14 protein-coding genes, 1 pseudogene and 2 riboswitches are annotated in these 16,965 nt (G+C 66.9%); of the genes and pseudogenes, 9 read left to right on the top strand and 6 right to left on the bottom strand.

All coding sequences use genetic code 11. The features are described 5' to 3' along the window. The first annotated feature begins 3 nt into the window (after nucleotides 1-3). The 5 genes and pseudogenes from AC1DKR_RS13915 to AC1DKR_RS13895 all read left to right on the top strand — a co-directional run bounded on the left by AC1DKR_RS13915 (nucleotide 4) and on the right by AC1DKR_RS13895 (nucleotide 4,153). Nucleotides 4-1,032: an LLM class oxidoreductase gene (locus AC1DKR_RS13915; protein ID WP_478033274.1), complete on the top strand. Its 1,029-nt coding sequence runs from the start codon at nucleotides 4-6 to the stop codon at nucleotides 1,030-1,032. A gap of 110 nt (nucleotides 1,033-1,142) precedes the next feature. Then, nucleotides 1,143-1,643: a MarR family winged helix-turn-helix transcriptional regulator gene (locus AC1DKR_RS13910; RefSeq protein ID WP_478033273.1), complete on the top strand. Its 501-nt coding sequence runs from the start codon at nucleotides 1,143-1,145 to the stop codon at nucleotides 1,641-1,643. Then, nucleotides 1,640-2,377, top strand: a pseudogene (locus tag AC1DKR_RS13905) (DNA alkylation repair protein); the annotation flags it as partial. The gene AC1DKR_RS13910 and the pseudogene AC1DKR_RS13905, both read left to right, overlap by 4 nt. Before the next feature lie 188 nt (nucleotides 2,378-2,565). Beyond that, nucleotides 2,566-2,826 carry a hypothetical protein gene (locus AC1DKR_RS13900; RefSeq protein WP_025878654.1) on the top strand — a complete coding sequence of 87 codons (261 nt, stop codon included), beginning with the start codon at nucleotides 2,566-2,568 and terminating at the stop codon, nucleotides 2,824-2,826. A 253-nt stretch (nucleotides 2,827-3,079) separates the two neighbouring features. Next, nucleotides 3,080-4,153: a 3-deoxy-7-phosphoheptulonate synthase gene (locus AC1DKR_RS13895; protein ID WP_025878655.1), complete on the top strand. Its 1,074-nt coding sequence runs from the start codon at nucleotides 3,080-3,082 to the stop codon at nucleotides 4,151-4,153. A 210-nt stretch (nucleotides 4,154-4,363) separates the two neighbouring features. Here the strand turns inward: AC1DKR_RS13895 and AC1DKR_RS13890 are convergent, their stop codons facing one another. The 4 genes from AC1DKR_RS13890 to AC1DKR_RS13875 form a co-directional block, all read right to left on the bottom strand. Further along, nucleotides 4,364-7,423, bottom strand: a complete 3,060-nt coding sequence (locus tag AC1DKR_RS13890; RefSeq protein WP_363734037.1) for an efflux RND transporter permease subunit — start codon at nucleotides 7,421-7,423, stop codon at nucleotides 4,364-4,366. Continuing rightward, nucleotides 7,420-10,551 (bottom strand): multidrug efflux RND transporter permease subunit, encoded by a 3,132-nt coding sequence (locus AC1DKR_RS13885; protein ID WP_478033272.1) that lies wholly within the window; start codon nucleotides 10,549-10,551, stop codon nucleotides 7,420-7,422. Before AC1DKR_RS13885 ends, AC1DKR_RS13890 begins: the two co-directional genes overlap by 4 nt. Further along, nucleotides 10,548-11,714, bottom strand: coding sequence for an MdtA/MuxA family multidrug efflux RND transporter periplasmic adaptor subunit (locus AC1DKR_RS13880; protein ID WP_478033271.1), 1,167 nt, complete (start codon nucleotides 11,712-11,714; stop codon nucleotides 10,548-10,550). The genes AC1DKR_RS13885 and AC1DKR_RS13880 overlap by 4 nt, the downstream gene beginning before the upstream one ends. Nucleotides 11,715-12,001: 287 nt before the next feature. After that, nucleotides 12,002-12,619 (bottom strand): trimeric intracellular cation channel family protein, encoded by a 618-nt coding sequence (locus AC1DKR_RS13875; protein WP_032952083.1) that lies wholly within the window; start codon nucleotides 12,617-12,619, stop codon nucleotides 12,002-12,004. 84 nt (nucleotides 12,620-12,703) lie between these two features. Further along, nucleotides 12,704-12,807, bottom strand: a riboswitch (glycine riboswitch). A 13-nt stretch (nucleotides 12,808-12,820) separates the two neighbouring features. Continuing rightward, nucleotides 12,821-12,910: riboswitch (glycine riboswitch) on the bottom strand. 40 nt (nucleotides 12,911-12,950) lie between these two features. Between AC1DKR_RS13875 and AC1DKR_RS13870 the strand changes: the two genes are divergently transcribed. Beyond that, on the top strand, nucleotides 12,951-13,208 hold the full coding sequence (locus AC1DKR_RS13870) for a GIY-YIG nuclease family protein (RefSeq protein WP_223496818.1): 258 nt from the start codon (nucleotides 12,951-12,953) through the stop codon (nucleotides 13,206-13,208). Nucleotides 13,209-13,280: 72 nt separating this feature from the next. After that, nucleotides 13,281-13,706 (top strand): nuclear transport factor 2 family protein, encoded by a 426-nt coding sequence (locus AC1DKR_RS13865; protein ID WP_312108881.1) that lies wholly within the window; start codon nucleotides 13,281-13,283, stop codon nucleotides 13,704-13,706. 102 nt (nucleotides 13,707-13,808) lie between these two features. On the opposite strand, the gene AC1DKR_RS13860 is transcribed toward AC1DKR_RS13865, so the two are convergent. Then, nucleotides 13,809-15,089, bottom strand: coding sequence for an NAD(P)/FAD-dependent oxidoreductase (locus AC1DKR_RS13860; protein WP_099785558.1), 1,281 nt, complete (start codon nucleotides 15,087-15,089; stop codon nucleotides 13,809-13,811). 121 nt (nucleotides 15,090-15,210) lie between these two features. Here AC1DKR_RS13860 and AC1DKR_RS13855 point away from each other — a divergent pair, with 121 nt between their 5' ends. Next, complete coding sequence (locus tag AC1DKR_RS13855; protein ID WP_025879390.1) at nucleotides 15,211-16,005, top strand: NYN domain-containing protein; 795 nt, start codon at nucleotides 15,211-15,213, stop codon at nucleotides 16,003-16,005. Nucleotides 16,006-16,062: 57 nt separating this feature from the next. Here the strand turns inward: AC1DKR_RS13855 and AC1DKR_RS13850 are convergent, their stop codons facing one another. Continuing rightward, a complete protein-coding gene (locus AC1DKR_RS13850; RefSeq protein WP_025879391.1) occupies nucleotides 16,063-16,254 on the bottom strand; it encodes a hypothetical protein in 192 nt (63 codons plus the stop codon). Nucleotides 16,255-16,332: 78 nt separating this feature from the next. On the opposite strand from AC1DKR_RS13850, the gene AC1DKR_RS13845 reads away from it, so the two are divergent. Continuing rightward, nucleotides 16,333-16,953: a glutathione S-transferase family protein gene (locus AC1DKR_RS13845; RefSeq protein WP_025879392.1), complete on the top strand. Its 621-nt coding sequence runs from the start codon at nucleotides 16,333-16,335 to the stop codon at nucleotides 16,951-16,953. Nucleotides 16,954-16,965: the final 12 nt, after the last annotated feature.

The following is a 16,965-nucleotide window of genomic DNA, read 5'->3' as shown; positions in this document are numbered from 1 at the left end:
GCGATGACAGCTTCCTTTTCGATCCACGGCGCTTCGGCAGCCGCCTTCGCCAGCCATGCCGGCTACCAGCGCATGTTCCGCGCAGATGCACTGACTCTGGGCATCTTCCTGCCGCTGCATTTCTACCAGGGCGACATGGCGGTTCTGCAGGGGCAGACCGCATTGGTAGAGGCCATCGACCGCCATGGTTTCGCTGCGGTCTGGGTGCGTGACGTTCCGCTGTTCGATCCACAGTTCGGTGATGCCGGACAGGTATTCGATCCGTTCACCTATCTCGCGTGGTTGGCGGCCCGCACCCATCGCGTCGCGTTGGCGACAGGCAGCGTGGTGATGCCACTGCGGCATCCCATCGACCTGGCCAAGGCCGCCGCGTCGATCGACCAGCTGTCCGCAGGGCGGCTGGTGATGGGCATTGCCTCGGGTGATCGACCGCTTGAGTTTCCCGCCTATGGCCTCGACCACGCACGACGTGGTGAGCGGTTCGCAGATGCCGTGGTGGCCTTCCGGCAATGGTTGCAGCCCGCAGACGGGGCGCTGGCCGGCCATCCCTGGGCCGCGCAGGGCGTGCAGCTGCTGCCACCGCCGCTAAGCGGTCGCATCCCGTTGATGGTCACCGGAGGTGCCCGGCAGTCGCTGCAATGGATCGGCCAGCACGCCGACGGCTGGCTGACCTATCCCGACGCCACCCATGATACGGCAGGACCCCAGCGGCTGGCGGCGAAGATCCGCGCATGGCGCGCGCAGATTCCCGACGGCGGCTTCCGTCCGCACATGACCAATGAATGGCTGGTCCTGGTGGATGACCCGGACCATCCGCGCGTGCCGCTGCAGGGTGGCTACTGCCTGCGTACCGGGCGCAAGGGGCTGATCGCGCTGCTGGAAGCCTGGCAGCGTGCCGGGGTAAACCATGCCGCGCTCGGCATCCAGTTCTCGCAGCGCCCAGCTGCCGACGTGCTGCAGGAACTGGCCGAAGAGGTGCTGCCGTTGTTTCCGTCGCATCCCGGTCCACCGTCGGGGGGGAAGGAATGGTAGCGATGCATTTCCGCGATCGCTGAGCTGCGGACCCTGCCGGCCGCAGCGGGAGGCTTGCAGTTCTTGTCCAACGAATTATGATTAGCCACCTAATCATATAGGGGTGCATGATGCTTGAGTTGAAGCACCAGGCCCTCGTCGAGGAGGCGCAGCGCCGTGGTCACGCCACTGTTGCGCAGCTGCGCCTGTGCTTCCAGCTGCTGGCCTTGTCCAGCGCGATCGACCGTGACTGCGCTTCACGCCTGGCGCCGCACGGCCTCAGCGAGGGCCGTTTCATTGTGCTGTTCCTGCTGCACGGCGCTGGTGGCACGTTGCCTCCGCACGAGTTGGCCGAGCGCGCTGGCGTCACCCGCGCCACCATCAGCGGGTTGCTCGATGGCCTGCAGCGTGACGGCCTGCTGCAGCGGCGCACCGATGCCGAGGATGGCCGCCGTCTGCAGATCGTGCTGACCGCCCGCGGCAAGCGCTTGGCCGGCGATCTGTTCGACCAGCACACACAATGGATCGGCGGACTGTTCAACGGTCTTGATTCCCGCGAACAGGTGCAGTTGTCGCTGCTGTTGGAAAAGGTCTGGCGACAGACCGACGCGGGCCAGGAAGCAGGTACATGAGCAATACCATCGCCACGGCACGTCTGCGGGAACTGAATGCGGGCAGTGCAGCCAGCACGCATCTGGCCGAGTGCCTGGCTGTGGACTTCGCTGCGTTGCTGCAGGCGGTGGCACCGACCTTGCCACCGGCCTCGATACAGCGCATGCAGGCCGCCGCAGGCAAGGGGATCACCCAGCGCATGGCATTGGCCGCAGCGCTACTGCGCGAGGCAGGGCAGGGCGACGTGCAGCACTGGCAGGCGCATCCATCCGATACCGTGCGGGGATGGGCGTGCTATCTGATTGGCAGTGACCCGCAGGCGACATTGGCCGACAAGCTGCAGGCGATGCGTACGCTGGCAGATGATCCGCACTTCGGTGTGCGCGAATGGGCATGGTTGGCCTTGCGCAGCGATATCGTCGCCGAGCCGCTGGAAGCGCTTGCCCTGCTGCAACCCTGGACGCAGCAGCGCTCGCCGCATCAGCGCCGCTTCGCCTGTGAGGCGCTTCGCCCCCGCGGTGTATGGGCCACGCACATCGCGCTGTTCAAGCAGCAACCCGAGCACGCGTTGCCCCTGCTGGAGGCCCTCGCTGACGATCCCGAGCGCTATGTGCAGGACTCGGTCGGCAACTGGCTGAACGACGCAGGCAAGAGCCAGCCCGGATGGGTGCGGGATGTATGCGCACGGTGGCAGTCAACGCACGACAGCGCAGCCAATACGTACATCCGCAAGCGCGCGCTGCGCTCGCTGCAACGCCGTACCGTTCACCCGCGTTTCCCGGCAGTGCCGGCCGCTGGCCGGCAACCCCATGACCTTCAAGGGAGACCCCATGCGCCACCGCCTCATCGGACTGCATTCCGGCACCCTCGTGGCACATGCGCGTGTCATCCATTCCGGGTAAAGATGGCGCTCGGCCGTGTCCATCCGCAGGGAAGTCGAGCATGCAGAGCAAGATCCAGGTGACGTTGTACGGAGCGCTGGGCAGCAGTCCAGCGCTGCAGGTACCCGGCCTGGAAGGGCCGGTGGTTGCCATCCAGGAAGCCACCTTGCGGCAGCTGGTGTCCGATCTGTATACGGCCAGGTCAATGCTCAACCCCGAACAGCTTGATGAGGCCAGGCAGGAACTGGACCGCGTGGTGGAGCGTTGGGTCGACATCCACGAGACGCTGCTGCTGGACGTGGAAGTGCATGGCGGCCGATAGTCCGCTGAACCGCGCCCGCAGTTGCGGATGAAACAGTTGGCACCCGCCAAAACCCTGTGTTATCAATAGATCCCATGAACGCAACCCATGCCAGCTTTTATTGGTATTACTTTCCGAAGCCCCCGGCGGAGGAAGGATTGCGCTCACCCTGAAGAAAGCTTCAGACGCATTCCCGAAAGCCGCCAGCGAACCTGGCGGCTTTTTTCATGTCGCCACGCTGCGGACCCCCAACGTTCCGTAGAGACCCCTCACCATGCCCCCGCACACCGACGACCTGCGTATCCGCACCATCGAACCGCTGACACCGCCTGCCCAGCTGCTGGCGATGCTGCCCTGTGATGACGAAGCCTCCGACACCGTCAGCGCTTCGCGCGCCGCCCTGCACCAGATCCTGCATGGCCGCGACGACCGCCTGGCGGTGGTGGTCGGGCCGTGCTCGATCCACGATCCGAAAGCCGCCATCGAGTACGCACAGCGCCTGAAGCCGCTGCGCGATGCGCTGGCCGGCGAGCTGGAAATCGTCATGCGCGTGTACTTCGAGAAGCCGCGCACCACGGTGGGCTGGAAGGGCCTGATCAACGATCCGGACCTGGACGGCAGCTTCAAGATCGACAAGGGCCTGCGCATCGCCCGCGGCCTGCTGCGCGACATCAACAAGCTGGGCCTGCCTGCCGGCGTCGAGTTTCTCGACGTGATCTCGCCGCAGTACATCGCCGACCTGGTGGCATGGGGCGCGATCGGTGCACGCACCACCGAAAGCCAGGTGCATCGCGAGCTTGCGTCGGGGCTCTCGTGCCCGGTTGGCTTCAAGAACGGCACGGACGGCAACGTCAAGATAGCCGCCGATGCCGTGGGCGCAGCCTCGAATCCGCATCACTTCCTGTCGGTCACCAAGCAGGGTGGCACGGCCATCGTCTCCACCACCGGCAACCCGGACTGCCATGTGATCCTGCGTGGTGGCAAGCAGCCGAACTACGACGCGGCCAGCGTGGCCGATGCCTGTCAGGCACTGGCCAAGGCCAAGCTGCCGACGCGCCTGATGATCGATGCCAGCCACGCCAACAGCCTGAAGAATCACGAAAACCAGCCGAAGGTGATCGAAGACATCGCCATCCAGCTGGAAGATGGCGAGCAGCGCATCGTCGGTGTGATGGTCGAAAGCCATCTGGTGGGTGGCCGCCAGGAGCTGGTCGAAGGCCAGCCGCTGGTCTACGGCCAGAGCATCACCGATGGCTGCATTGATTGGGACACCACCGTGCAGGTGCTGGAGCGGCTCGCCGCTGCCGTGCGCGCCCGCCGTGAAGTGAAGGTGTCCGAAGCCGCTTGAGTGCGGCACGTGTGTGGATGGCGGCCAGCGCCTGCGGGGGTGCGGCCGCGATCAGGGCCGGTCGGAGTTGGAGACCGGCCCGTCTGCACCGGCGATGCGCCTGGCGCTGCGTATGTGCGACAGCGCCAGGTACATCGCCGGGGTGGTGTGAGACCCGAACCGGCGATGGCCGCAGTAGACCCACGCCATGCGTGGATGAAGCCACCTCGCTCACCGCCCCGCCCGTACTCGCGCCAACGCCAGATACATCGCCGGCGTGGTGTACAGCGTCAACCACTGGCTGACCAGCAACCCGCCGACGATGGCGATGCCCAGCGGCTGCCGCAGCTCCCAACCTTCACCGTTGGCCAGCATCAGCGGCAACGTACCCAGCAGTGCTGCCAGCGAGGTCATCAGGATCGGCCGCAGGCGCAATCGTGCCGCTTCCATCACTGCATCCTGCGCACTCAGCCCGCGGCGTTCGCCGGCCAGGGCGAAGTCGACCAGCAGAATCGTGTTCTTCATCACCACGCCCACCAGCAGGAACAGGCCGAGCAGGGCGATCAGGTTCAGTTCGTTGCCGAACAGCCACAGCGCCAACAGCGCACCGATGCCGGCCGACGGCAGCGTGGACAGGATCACCAAGGGCTGCAGGAAGCTCTCGTAGAGGATGCCCAGCACCAGGTACACCGCCAGCGTCGCACCCAGTACCAGCCACAACTGGCGCGAACGCAGCTGCTCCAGGCCGCCGGCCTCGCCGGACAGCTTGGCCTGCACCGAGCGCGGCAGCATCAGTTTGGCCATCGCCGCATCAATCGCCCGGGTGGCCTGTTCCAGGCCCACGCCGGGTGCCAGCGCGAACTCGATCCAGATCGAGGCGAACTGCTCGCTGTGGTACACGCGGTCCGGCGCCATGCCATAGCGCCAGCTGGCGATGCTCGACAGGGGAATGCGCTGGCCGCTGCCATCGATCACCTGCAGCCGTGCGAGCGTGCCCGGGTCCTGGGTGTGCTTCGGGTCCAGCTCCATCACCACCCGGTACTGGTTGAGGCTGTCGTACAACGTGGCGACCTGGCGCTGGCTGAAGGCGTTGTTGAGCATGTTGGCTACGGTGCGCAGGTCCACGCCGTGGCGCGCCGCTGCCTCGCGGTCGATGTCCAGCATCACCTGGCGCATGCCGGCCTCGCCCTGCGCTTCCACGTCCACCAGTTCCGGCAGGCCACGCAGCGCAGCAGCGACCTTCGGTGCCCATTGGCGCAGTGGCGCGGTATCGGCCGAGAGCAACTGGAATTCGTACTTGCCGCTGCTGCCGGCGCCTTCCAGGCGGATGTCCTGGTCCACCCACAGATAGAGGTTGCCCCCGGGCAACTTGGGCAGACGCGCACGCAGGCGGTCGATCACCTGCTGGCTGGAGACGCCGCGCTCGGCCAGCGGCTTCATCTTGATCATGATGAAGGCGTTGTTGACCCCGTTGCTGCCACCGATATACCCGATGATGTCCTCGATGGCCGGGTCGGACAGCAGCAGTCTGCGGTAGGCATCGATCTTCGGCTGCATCGCCTGGAAGGACAGGCCGTCATCGCCACGCGCGAAGCCGCGCAGCTGTGCGGTGTCCTGCTGCGGAACGATGCCCTTGGGTACCTGCTGGAACAGCCAGGCATTGAGTGCGATCACTGCCACGAAGGCCAGCAATGGCCAGCGCAGTTGCCGCAGGCTGGCCTGCAGGGTGCGCAGATAGGCGCCACGCACGCGCTCGAACAGCGCATTGCTGCCGCGCTGCCAGCGCGTGGGCTGTTGTGCGTCATCGACGAACAGGCGCGCGCACAGCATCGGCACCAGGCTGAGTGCCACCAGCACCGACACCGTCATCGCCGCCACCAGGGTCAGCGAGAATTCGCGGAACAGGCGCTCGACGAAATCGTCCAGGAACAGGATCGAGACGAACACCACTGCCAGCGCCAGGTTCATCGATAGCAACGTAGCGCCCACTTCCGATGCACCGCGCACCGCCGCCTGCCAGCGGTCGGCGCCCAGTTCGCGATGGCGCGCGATGTTCTCCAGCACCACGATGGCGTCGTCAACCACCAGTACCGCCGCTACGATCAGGGCCATCAGCGAGAGCGTATTGAGCGAGAAGCCCATCAGCGCGATCAACGCCAGCGTGCCGAACAGCACCACCGGAATCGCCACGCTGGGTACTAGGGCCGCACGCCAGTGGCCAAGGAAGCCGAGCACCACCAGCACCACCAGCGCGATCGCCAGCAGCAGGGTCACTTCTGCTTCATGCAGGGTGGCGCGGATCACCGGCGAGCGGTCCATCACCAGGCGCATGTCCACCGTGCTGGGCAGCAGGGCGTGCAGCTGCGGCAACTGCGCCTGGATCGCATCGACGGTGGCGATGATGTTGGCGCCGGGCTGGCGGCTGACGATCAGCAGCACGGCGGGGCGTTCGTTGTGGAAGCCACTGGCATAGCGGTCCTCCACGCCATCGGCGACGGCAGCGACATCGCCCAGCCGCAGCAGGCGGTCATCGCTGGCCTTCAGCGCCAGCTGGCGATACTGCGCGGCCTGGCGCAGTTGCAGCGGTGCCTCCAGTTGCCAGTGCTGCTGCGCGCCCGCGACCGCACCCAGTGGGCGCACTGCATTGGCGCGGCTGATCGCCTGTGCCACGTCCTCCAGCGCCAGACCTGCGTGATTGAGGGCATTGGGGTCCAGCGACACGCGAACCGCCGGCAGCGCGCTGCCGCCCACCTGCACTTCGCCCACGCCGGGTACCTGCGACAGCTTCTGCGCCAGCACGGTCGAACCCAGGTCGTACAGCTGGCCCGGCGAGAGCGTATCGGAGGTCAACGCCAGCGCCAGGATCGGCGCCTGCGACGGGTTGACCTTGCGGTACTGCGGCATGCCCGGCATGCCGCTGGGCAGCTGGCCGCGGGCGAGGTTGATCGCGGCCTGCACTTCGCGCGCGGCCTCGTCGATGTCGCGGCCGAGCACGAACTTCAATTCGATCTCGGTCTGCCCCTGGGTGCTGGCCGAGTCGATGCGCGAGATGCCGGGCAGACTGCCCAGCGCACGCTCCAGCGGCGTGGCGACGGTGGCCGCCATCGATTCGGGCGAGGCGCCGGGCAGGCTGGCACTGACTTCAATGGCGGGATAGTCGACCTGGGGCAGCGGTGCCACCGGCAGCAGGCGCAGCGCCAGCAGGCCGGCCAGTACCAGCGCCACCGCCAGCAGGAGGGTCGCCACCGGACGCTGCACGCAGGCCTGTGCCAGGCGTGCCACAGGGGTCATGCGCTGGCCTCCTCTGCTGTTGCGGGTACCGCCGCGCGGCGACGCTGCAGACGGTCGAAGGCCAGGTAGATCACCGGCGTGGTGAACAGCGTCAACACCTGGCTGACCATCAGGCCGCCCACCATCACCCAGCCCAGCGGCTGCCGCAGCTCGGCGCCCGAGCCGCTGGCCAGCATCAGCGGTACCGCACCGAACAGCGCGGCAAGGGTGGTCATCAGGATCGGCCGGAAGCGAAGCAGCGCTGCCTGGTGGATCGCTTCACGCGGAATCATGCCGCGCGTGCGCTGCGCGTCCAAGGCGAAGTCGATCATCATGATTGCGTTCTTCTTCACCAGGCCGATCAGCAGCACGATGCCGATCACTGCGATCAGGTCCAGGCTGCGGCCGCTCACCCACAACGCGGCCAGGGCGCCCACGGTCGCCGAGGGCAGGGTGGAAAGAATGGTGATGGGGTGGATGAAGCTCTCGTAGAGCACGCCCAGCACGATGTACATCACCACCACGGCGGCAAGGATCAGCCACAGCGTGCTCGACAGCGAGCTGCTGAAGGCCGCCGCCGCACCCTGCAGGCGCAGCTCGATGCTCTGCGGCAATGCCACCTGCGCCTGCGCAGCATGCACCGCATCCACCGCTTCACCCAGCGATGCGCCGGGCGCAAGGTTGAACGACAGCGTGGCCGCCGGGAACTGGCCGACATGGTTGCGCAGCAGTGCCGTCGGCCCCTGCTCGACGCGCGCCACTGCACCCAGCGGCACGGTCTGGCCGTTGCTGCTGCGCACGCGCAGGCCGCTGATCGCCTCCGGCCCCGGTTGTCGTGCCGGATCGGCCTCCAGCACCACCCGGTACTGGCTGGCCTGGGTGAAGATGGTGGAGATCTGCCGTTGCCCGTAGGCGTCGTACAGTGCGTCGGCCACCGCTTCCACGCTTACGCCCAAGCGTGCGGCGGCATCGCGGTCGATGCTCACCCTGGCCTGTCGGCCCTGCATCTGCAGGTCGCTGGCCACATCGCGCAGCGCGGGCGACTGGCGAAGCGCGTGCAGCAGCTTCGGTGTCCAGGTTTCCAGCGTCTGCAGGTCCGGCGTGGTCAGGGTGAACTGGTACTGGTTGCGGCTGATGCGGTCTTCGATGCCCAGCTCCTGCACCGGTTGCAGATACAGGGTGATGCCGGGAATCCTGGCCACGCGCTGCTGCAGCCGCGCCATCACCACGTCGGCGTTCTCGCGCTCGCCGTGTGGCTTCAGTTCGATCAGCAGGCGGCCGGTATTGAGGGCGGCATTGTTGCCGTCCACGCCGATGTAGGAAGACAGGCTGGCCACGGCTGGGTCCTGTTCGATGGCCGTGGCCAGGGCAAGCTGGCGCTCGCGCATGGCCTGGAACGAGATCGCCTGCGGGGCTTCGCTGATGCCCTGCACCAGGCCGGCATCCTGCACCGGGAAGAAGCCCTTGGGCACGGCGAAATACAGCGCCACCGTCAGCGCAAGCGTGCCCACGGTCGCCAGCAGCATCAGTGGCTGGCGCTGCAGCACCCAGCGCAGCTGCCGGTCGTACAGGGCAATGATGCGATCGAACACGTCGCGCTTCGGGGTCGGAGCCCTGACCGGATCCGACCCGGGCGGGGTCAGATCCCCGTGGGGCTCTGACCCTTTGGCATGTGGTTTCAGGAAGCGCGCACACAGCATCGGCGTCAAGGTCAGCGACACCAGCAGCGAGATGCCGATGGCCACCGCCAGCGTCACTGCGAACTCATGGAACAGCGCGCCCACCAGGCCGGCCATGAACAGCAGTGGGATCAGCACGGCGATCAACGAGACCGTCAGCGACACCAGGGTGAAGCCAATCTCGCTGGCTCCCTTCAGCGCCGCCTCGCGCGGGCTCTCGCCGTCTTCCAGGTGGCGGGCGATGTTCTCCAGCATCACGATTGCATCGTCCACCACGAAACCGGTGGCAATGGTCAGCGCCATCAGCGTGAGGTTGTTGAGCGAATAGCCGGCCAGCAGCATCACCGCGAACGTACCGATCAGCGACAGCGGCACCGCCACGCTGGGAATCAGCGTGGCCGGCAGGTTGCGCAGGAACACCCAGGTGACCAGCACCACCAGCGCGATGGCCAGCACCAGTTCCTTCTGTACGCCGCGCACGGAAGCACGGATCGATTCGGTGCGGTCGCTGAGCACGGTCATCTGCACGCCGGCCGGCAGCGTGGCCTGCAGCTGCGGCAGCAAGGCACGCACCTGTTCGACTACGGCGATGACGTTCGCGCCGGGCTGCCGCTGGATGTTCACCAGCACCGCCGGGGTGGTGCCGCTCCATGCCGCCAGCTGGCGGTTCTCGGCACCATCGGTGATGGTCGCCACATCGCCCAGCCGCAGCGGTGCGCCCTCGCGCCAGGCCAGCACCAGTGCGCGGTATTCGGCCACGCTGCGCATCTGGTCGTTGGCATCGAGCATCACCGCGCGGATCGGGCCATCGAAGCTACCCTTGGGCAGATTGACGTTGGCTGCGGCGATCGCGGTGCGGATGTGGTCCATGCCCAGGTTGTTGGCGGCCAGTGCGCCCGGATTGACCTGGATGCGCACGGCGGGGCGCTGGCCACCGGCCAGGCTGACAAGGCCCACCCCCGGCAGCTGTGCCAACCGCTGGGCGATGCGGGTGTCGACCAGATCGTGCACCTGCGGCAGCGACAGGCCTTGCGAAGTCACCGCCAGCGTCAGGATCGGCGTGTCGGCCGGATTGACCTTGCGGTACACCGGCGGCACCGGCAGATCACCGGGCAGGAAGCTGCCGGCCGCGTTGATTGCCGCCTGCACGTCCTGTTCGGCCACACCCAGCGACACCTCCAGGCCGAACTGCAGGGTGATCACCGAGGCACCACCGGAACTGGTGGACGACAGCTGTTTCAGGCCGGGAATCTGCCCGAGCTGGCGCTCCAGCGGCGCGGTGATGGTGCGCGTGGTCAGCTCGGGGCTGGCACCGGGGTACAGCGTGGTGATCTGGATGATCGGGTAGTCGACCTGCGGCAGCGCCGCCACCGGCAGCAGGCGATAGGCCAGTACCCCGGACAGCAGCAGCGCCACCATCAGCAGGGTGGTGGCGACCGGGCGCAGGATAAAGGCGCGCGAGAGGTTCATGCGCCGGCCTTGGTCGATGCCTCCTCGGTGATGATCTCCACCGCGGTGCCGTCTTCCAGCCCGTCGATGCCTTCGATCACCACCTTGTCACCAGCCACCAGGCCGGAACGCACCGCCACGCGTCCGTCGTCGGCCGGGCCGAGCAGCACCGAGCGACGTTGTGCCTTGTTGTCCTTGTCGACGATGTGCACGTAGTTGCCTTGGCTGCCGAACTGCACGGCAGCATCGGGAATCAGCAGCGCGGGATGCTCACCCAGCTGCAGGCGCACATTGACGAACTGGTTGGGGAACAGCGCCTGGTCGGTGTTGTCGAACTGCGCGCGCAGCTTCAGCGTGCCGGTGGCGGTATCGATGCGGTTGTCGACGCTGGACAGGGTGCCGCTGGCGAGCTGCCGTCGTTCTTCGCGGTCCCAGCTTTCCACCGCCAGCGCCGGCTGCGCCTGCACCGCATCGAGCAGGGCGGGAAGCTCCGGCTCGGGCACGGTGAACAGCACGCTGATCGGCGCCGTCTGCGCCAGCGTGACCAGGCCTTCGGTATCGCTGGCGTGCACCAGGTTGCCTACGTCCAGCCGGCGCAGGCCGACACGGCCGCTGACCGGGGCGATGATGCGCGTGTACTGCAACTGCAGGCGTGCTTCGTCCACCGATGCCTGGTCGCTGAGGCGGCGCCCCTGCAGCTGCCGCACCTTGCTCTGCTGGTCGCTCAGTTCCTGTGCCGACACGTAGTTCTGTCGCTGCAGTTCGCGGTAGCGCTGCAGCTGGCGCTCGGCATTCTCCAGCTCGGCCATGTTCTGCTGCTGCGTACCCTGTGCGTGCGCAAGCTTCACTTGGTAGGGGCGGGGATCGATCTGTGCCAGCAGGTCGCCGGCGTTGACCTGCTGACCTTCCTGGAAATGCAGGCGCATCAGTTCGCCGTCCACGCGGCTGCGCACCACCACGCTGTGCAGCGGAGTGACCGTACCGACCGCCTTCATCCGCAGCACCAGCGGCTCGGCGCTGGCAAGGGCGATGCGTACCGGCACCGTCTTGCCGCTGCCGGCTTCGCCACTGCCCGCCTCGGCCCGCGGCCACAGCCACCACGCCAGGCCAGCGACAAGGGCAAGACCGGCAACGACCAGCAACAGGCGGGCACGACGTGAGCGGGAATTTTCGGCGACAGACATGGGCATCCTGCGCCCTGCGCGCACGCAGGGTCATGCGGGCCCGTCGGCACCACGAAGGGCCACGGGCAGCGGGGGAGGGGGATTGTCTGGCGGGGCCGCGGACGCGGCGTGGCTGGATGCCGTCGCGCGTGCGACGGGGCGCTAATGGTAGCGGTTTACGGGGGCCGTCGCCGCGTGACCTTGGTCATGCGACCCAACCAGAAATGCCGGCTGCCGGCTGGCAACCTGCTGGAATCTGCAGGCGTGCGCAGTGCTGCCGGCCAGCGGCCGGCACCACCGTCAAACGATCAATGCACTTCGTCGTGGTACACGAACTTGGGCATTTCCCAGCGGTAGTGGATGGCCAGCAGACGCACAGCGAAACCACCACCCAGGCAGCACAGGATCGCCGTAGCATCGGCCACGCCCCAGTGCAGCAACAGCAGATACACCGCACCGGTCAGCAGCGAGATGATGGCGTACAGCTCTTTCTGGAAGATCAACGGCACCTCGTTGCAGAGGATGTCGCGCAGCACGCCGCCGAAGGCGCCGGTGAGCATGCCGGCGATCAGCACGATCGGCAGTGCATGGCCGGCCTCGCGCGCGATCGAGCAGCCGATCAGGGTGAAGGCGATCAGGCCCAGGCCATCGAGCACCAGGAAGGTGCGGCGGAAGTGGTGCATCCAGCGCGCCACCCAGGTGGCGATCAGTGCGGCGCACACAGTGAAACCGAGGTACTCCGGGTGTTTCACCCAGCCCAGCGGATAGTGGCCAAGCAGGATGTCGCGCAGCGAGCCGCCGCCGAGGGCGGTGACACAGGCGATCATGACCACGCCGAACAGGTCCATGCGGCGGCGGCCGGCAGACAGGGCGCCGGTCATGGCTTCGGCGGAAATGGCGATCAGGTAGATGATGGACAGCAGCATGGGACAGGCTCCGGGCGCGGTGGGGCCGGCCATGCGCACATACCGCCACTGCCTGCGCAATGACGGGATGACGATGACCGGTGCCGCTCCCGCTGTCCTTTTGCCTGAGAGTTCAGCGGCGTGAGCCGCGTGCCCCTTCGGCGGATCGTCCCGGGCGTGCCCGGTGACCTCTCTCCAGCTCGGCGAGTCGAATGCATGGTTGGTGGGATTCCAGCCCACCGGCCTGAGCGATCATGGGAGCCTGCGCCTTCGGCGGGCGCCAGCGCGGCGCCTCTCTCCTGCATTCGGTCGCCAGTATATCCGCTGCAGTGCAGCACGGCATAATCCGGCCATGGATTCGCCCTCCCGCCCGTGGTTCCTGTACCTGCTCGAATGCCGAGACGGCAGCTATTACGCCGGCATCAGCACCGACGTGCAGGCCCGTTTTGCTGCCCATCAGGCCGGCAAGGGGGCCCGCTACACCCGGTCGCGGCCACCACTGCGGGTCCTGGCGGTGCGCGAGTACCCGGACCGGGCAGCGGCCTCACGTGCCGAATGGGAGCTCAAGCGGCAGCCGCGCGAACGCAAACTGGCGTGGCTGTTGCAGTAGATCCACGCCATGCGTGGATGGGGCGCATCCGGCCATGCCATGATCGCCCAGCCCTCAGCGCTGGAGACCCGGATGTCCACCGTTGCCCTGTTGTTCGCACTTTCCGCAGCAGCAAGCCCTGCCGCCGACGCCGCCACGATCGCAGCCATCGAAGCCACCTGCCATGACTACGTGGATGGCCAGCTGGAGGCCGACCCGCAGCGCGTCGCCCGTTCCCTGCATCCGGACCTGGCCAAACGTGCGGTGCTCGGTGATACACCGGACGAACGCCTGGGCCTGCGCCGGATGTCGAAGGAAGAGCTGGTTGCGTTGACGAAGCAGGGCGCGTTGAAGACCCCGAAAGATCAATGGGATCGCCGCTGCACGGTGCTGGACGTGACCGGCAACGCCGCATCGGTGCGGCTGGAAACCCCGTGGTTCGTCGACTACTTCCACATGGGCCGCTTCGAGCAGCGCTGGGTCATCGTCAACGCGCTGTGGTACCCGAAGCCGAAGTAGAGCCACGCCATGCGTGGCTGCGCTCCATGCAGCCTGCATAGAAATTCATCCACGCATGGCGTGGATCAACTGTGTCGGTCGAGAGGTCACCCACGGCAGTACCTACCGCTTCGGTCGCCGGTCTTCGCGGTCGTCGCCGAAGATGATCCGCGCGCTGCGCTGGTAGCTCCAGTACGCCACCGCCCAGTTCAACAGCACCACGACGCGGTTGCGGAACCCGATCAGGAAGAACACGTGCGCGGCCAGCCAGAACCACCAGGCCAGCACGCCGGACAGCTGCAGCTTGCCCAGGTGCACGATCGCGGCCATGCGGCCGATGGTGGCCAGGTTGCCGAAGTCGGCGTACTTGAACGGCCCGGGTGCTGCCTTGCCATGCAGGCGCGCGCGAATCACGTCCGCCACGTACTTGCCCATCTGCTTGGCGGCAGGCGCAACGCCCGGTACCGGCTTGCCGTTGGCCTGGTTCAGTGCGGCCAGATCGCCGGCCACGAACAGTTCCGGGTGACCAGGCAGGGTCAGGTCGGGCTGCACCTGCACGCGACCGGCGCGGTCCAGCGGCACGTCCAGCGTGCGCGCCAGCGGTGAGGCGGCCACGCCGGCGGCCCAGACCACGGTGCGCGCGGGCACGAACTGGTCGCCCAGCTTGAAGCCCTGTCCATCGATGTGGCTCACCGGCGTCCCGGTCATCACTTCCACGCCCAGCTTTTCCAGCTGCCGGCGTGCCTTCAGCGAAAGCACTTCGGGGAAGGTGGACAGCACGCGCGGACCGGCCTCGACCAGCCGCACCTTGGCGCTGGCCGGATCGATGTGGCGGAATTCATTGCGCAGCGTATGCCGGGCGATTTCCGCGAGGGTGCCGGCCAGCTCGACCCCGGTCGGTCCCCCCCCCACCACGGCAAAGCTCAGCCATGCCGCCTTCTTTTCCGGGTCCGGTTCGGCTTCGGCGCGTTCGAACGCCAGCAGCAGTTTGCGGCGCAGGGCGATGGCATCGTCCAGGGTCTTCAGGCCGGGCGCATCGTCCGCCCATTCGTCGTGGCCGAAGTAGGCGTGGGTGGCGCCTGTGGCCAGCAGCAGGCTGTCGTAGTCCAGCGTGCTGCCATCGGCCATGCGCACCTGGCGGGCCTGCTTGTCGATGGCCACCACTTCGCCCAGCCGCACCTCCACGTTGCGCTGGTGGCCGAGGATGTGGCGCAGCGGTGCGGCGATATCCGGAGCGGACAGCCCAGCGGTGGCCACCTGGTAAAGCAGCGGCTGGAACAGGTGGTGGTTGCGACGGTCGACCAGGGTGATGCGTATGCGTTCGCGGGCCAGCGCACGGGTGGCCCACAGGCCGGCGAAACCGCCGCCGACAACGACCAGGTGGGGGACGCGATCACGACTCATCGACTCACTCCAGGGGGGCATGGGGGAAGTGCCTGGCATCTTCGCACGGCCGCTCCTTGTCACGTCAGCGTGCATCGGGATCGGCGATACTCGGGTTCAGGCAACTGCCCGTGAGGAGTCCATGAGCGAACCGGAAAAGCGCATCGCCCTGTTGATCGACGCCGACAATGCACCGGCCTCGAAGATCGACGAAGTCCTGGCCGAGGTCGCGCGCTACGGTGTGGCCAACGTCCGCCGTGCCTACGGCAACTGGAAGAGCCCACGACTGAAGGGCTGGGAGGCGGTGCTGCACGAGTACGCGATCCGCCCGATCCAGCAGTTCGCCTACAGCAAGGGCAAGAACGCGTCGGACATGGCGATGGTGATCGACGCGATGGATCTGCTGTACGCGCGCAACCTCGATGGTTTCGCGATCGTGTCCAGCGATGCCGACTTCACCCCGATGGTGATGCGCCTGCTGACCGATGGCGTGAAGGTGTATGGCTTCGGCGAAAAGAAAACGCCGGAACCCTTCGTCAACGCGTGCTCGAAGTTCACCTACCTCGAAGCGTTGGGCCAGACCCACGCCAGCGTGCAGGATGTGGAGCAGGCAGCGAACGAACAATCATCGAACGGACAGGCGCCCAGCGAGCAGGCCACCAGCGATGATGCGCGCCCACGCAAGAGCGGGGCGGAGATGCGCAGCGATACGCGTCTGGTGAAGATGCTGCGCCGTGCGGTGTCCTCGGCAGAAGGCGAGGATGGCTGGTCGCACCTGGGCCCGGTCGGCAGCCAGATCGGCAACCAGGCCTCGTTCGATCCGCGCAACTACGGTTACGGCAAACTAAGTGACCTGCTGGCGGCGATCGGTTTGTTCGAACTGAAGAAGGACGGTAAGTCCTCCTACGTACGCGCGCTGCCGAAGAAGAACCGGTAGCGCCGGGCGTTGCCCAGCGTGTGCCGGTCGCGCAGCACTGCAGAAGACATGGTGTGGCTACAGCGTACGTGCGCTGGAGCCGGCGTAGCCTTCCGCAAATCCGTTGGCGAAGTCTTCAACGCCATTGAAGGCCAGCAGCAACACGCCGGCGCACAGCAGCATGTTGCGGTTCGAGCGCCGGTACCCGAGCACCAGCATCACCAGTCCTGCTGCCAGAAGCGTGTAGTTCACTGCATCCCATGCGGTCATGTCGTCTCTCCCTGTGGATGGGCGTATCGTAGCGGCTCCGCGCCATCGCGGCGCACTGCTGCACGCAAGGAAACCCGCATGTTGAAGATCTGGGGCCGCCGCAATTCCAGCAACGTCCGCAAGGTGCTGTGGTGCGCCGAGGAAATCGGCCTGCCGTACGAGTCCATCGAAGTGGGTGGCAGCCACGGTGGCACGCAGTCGCCGGAGTACGTGGCGATGAATCCGAACGGCCTGGTGCCGGTGATCGAAGACCACGGCCTGCCGCTGTGGGAGTCGAACACCATCGTGCGCTACCTCAGTGCGCGCTATTCGCTGGGCACGCTGTATGCCGAAGATCCGATGGAGCGCGCCCAGGCCGAGAAGTGGATGGACTGGAGCACCTCGCGGATGGCGCCCCTGTACTCCGAACTGATCTGGGGCATCATGCGCACCGCACCGGCCGACCGCGATGAGGCGCGCATCAATGCGGCGATCGTGCGCGCCGGTGATTTCCTGGCGCTGCCCAACGCAACCCTGGCCAAGCAGCCGTGGCTGTCGGGCGACACGTTCGCCATGGGTGACATCGCGCTGGGCTCGTTGATCTACGCCTGGTTCGAACTTCCGATCCAGCGCCCGGACCTGCCGCACCTGGCCGAGTGGTATGCACGCCTGCGCGAACGCCCGGCGTACCAGCGCGGCGTGATGTCACCGATGACGTAAGCGAAGGCGCGA

The organism is Stenotrophomonas sp. 01N47, assembly GCF_056399165.1.
The sequence above is the reverse complement of the archived record's forward strand: the minus strand, read 5'-3'. Positions and strand labels throughout refer to the sequence as shown.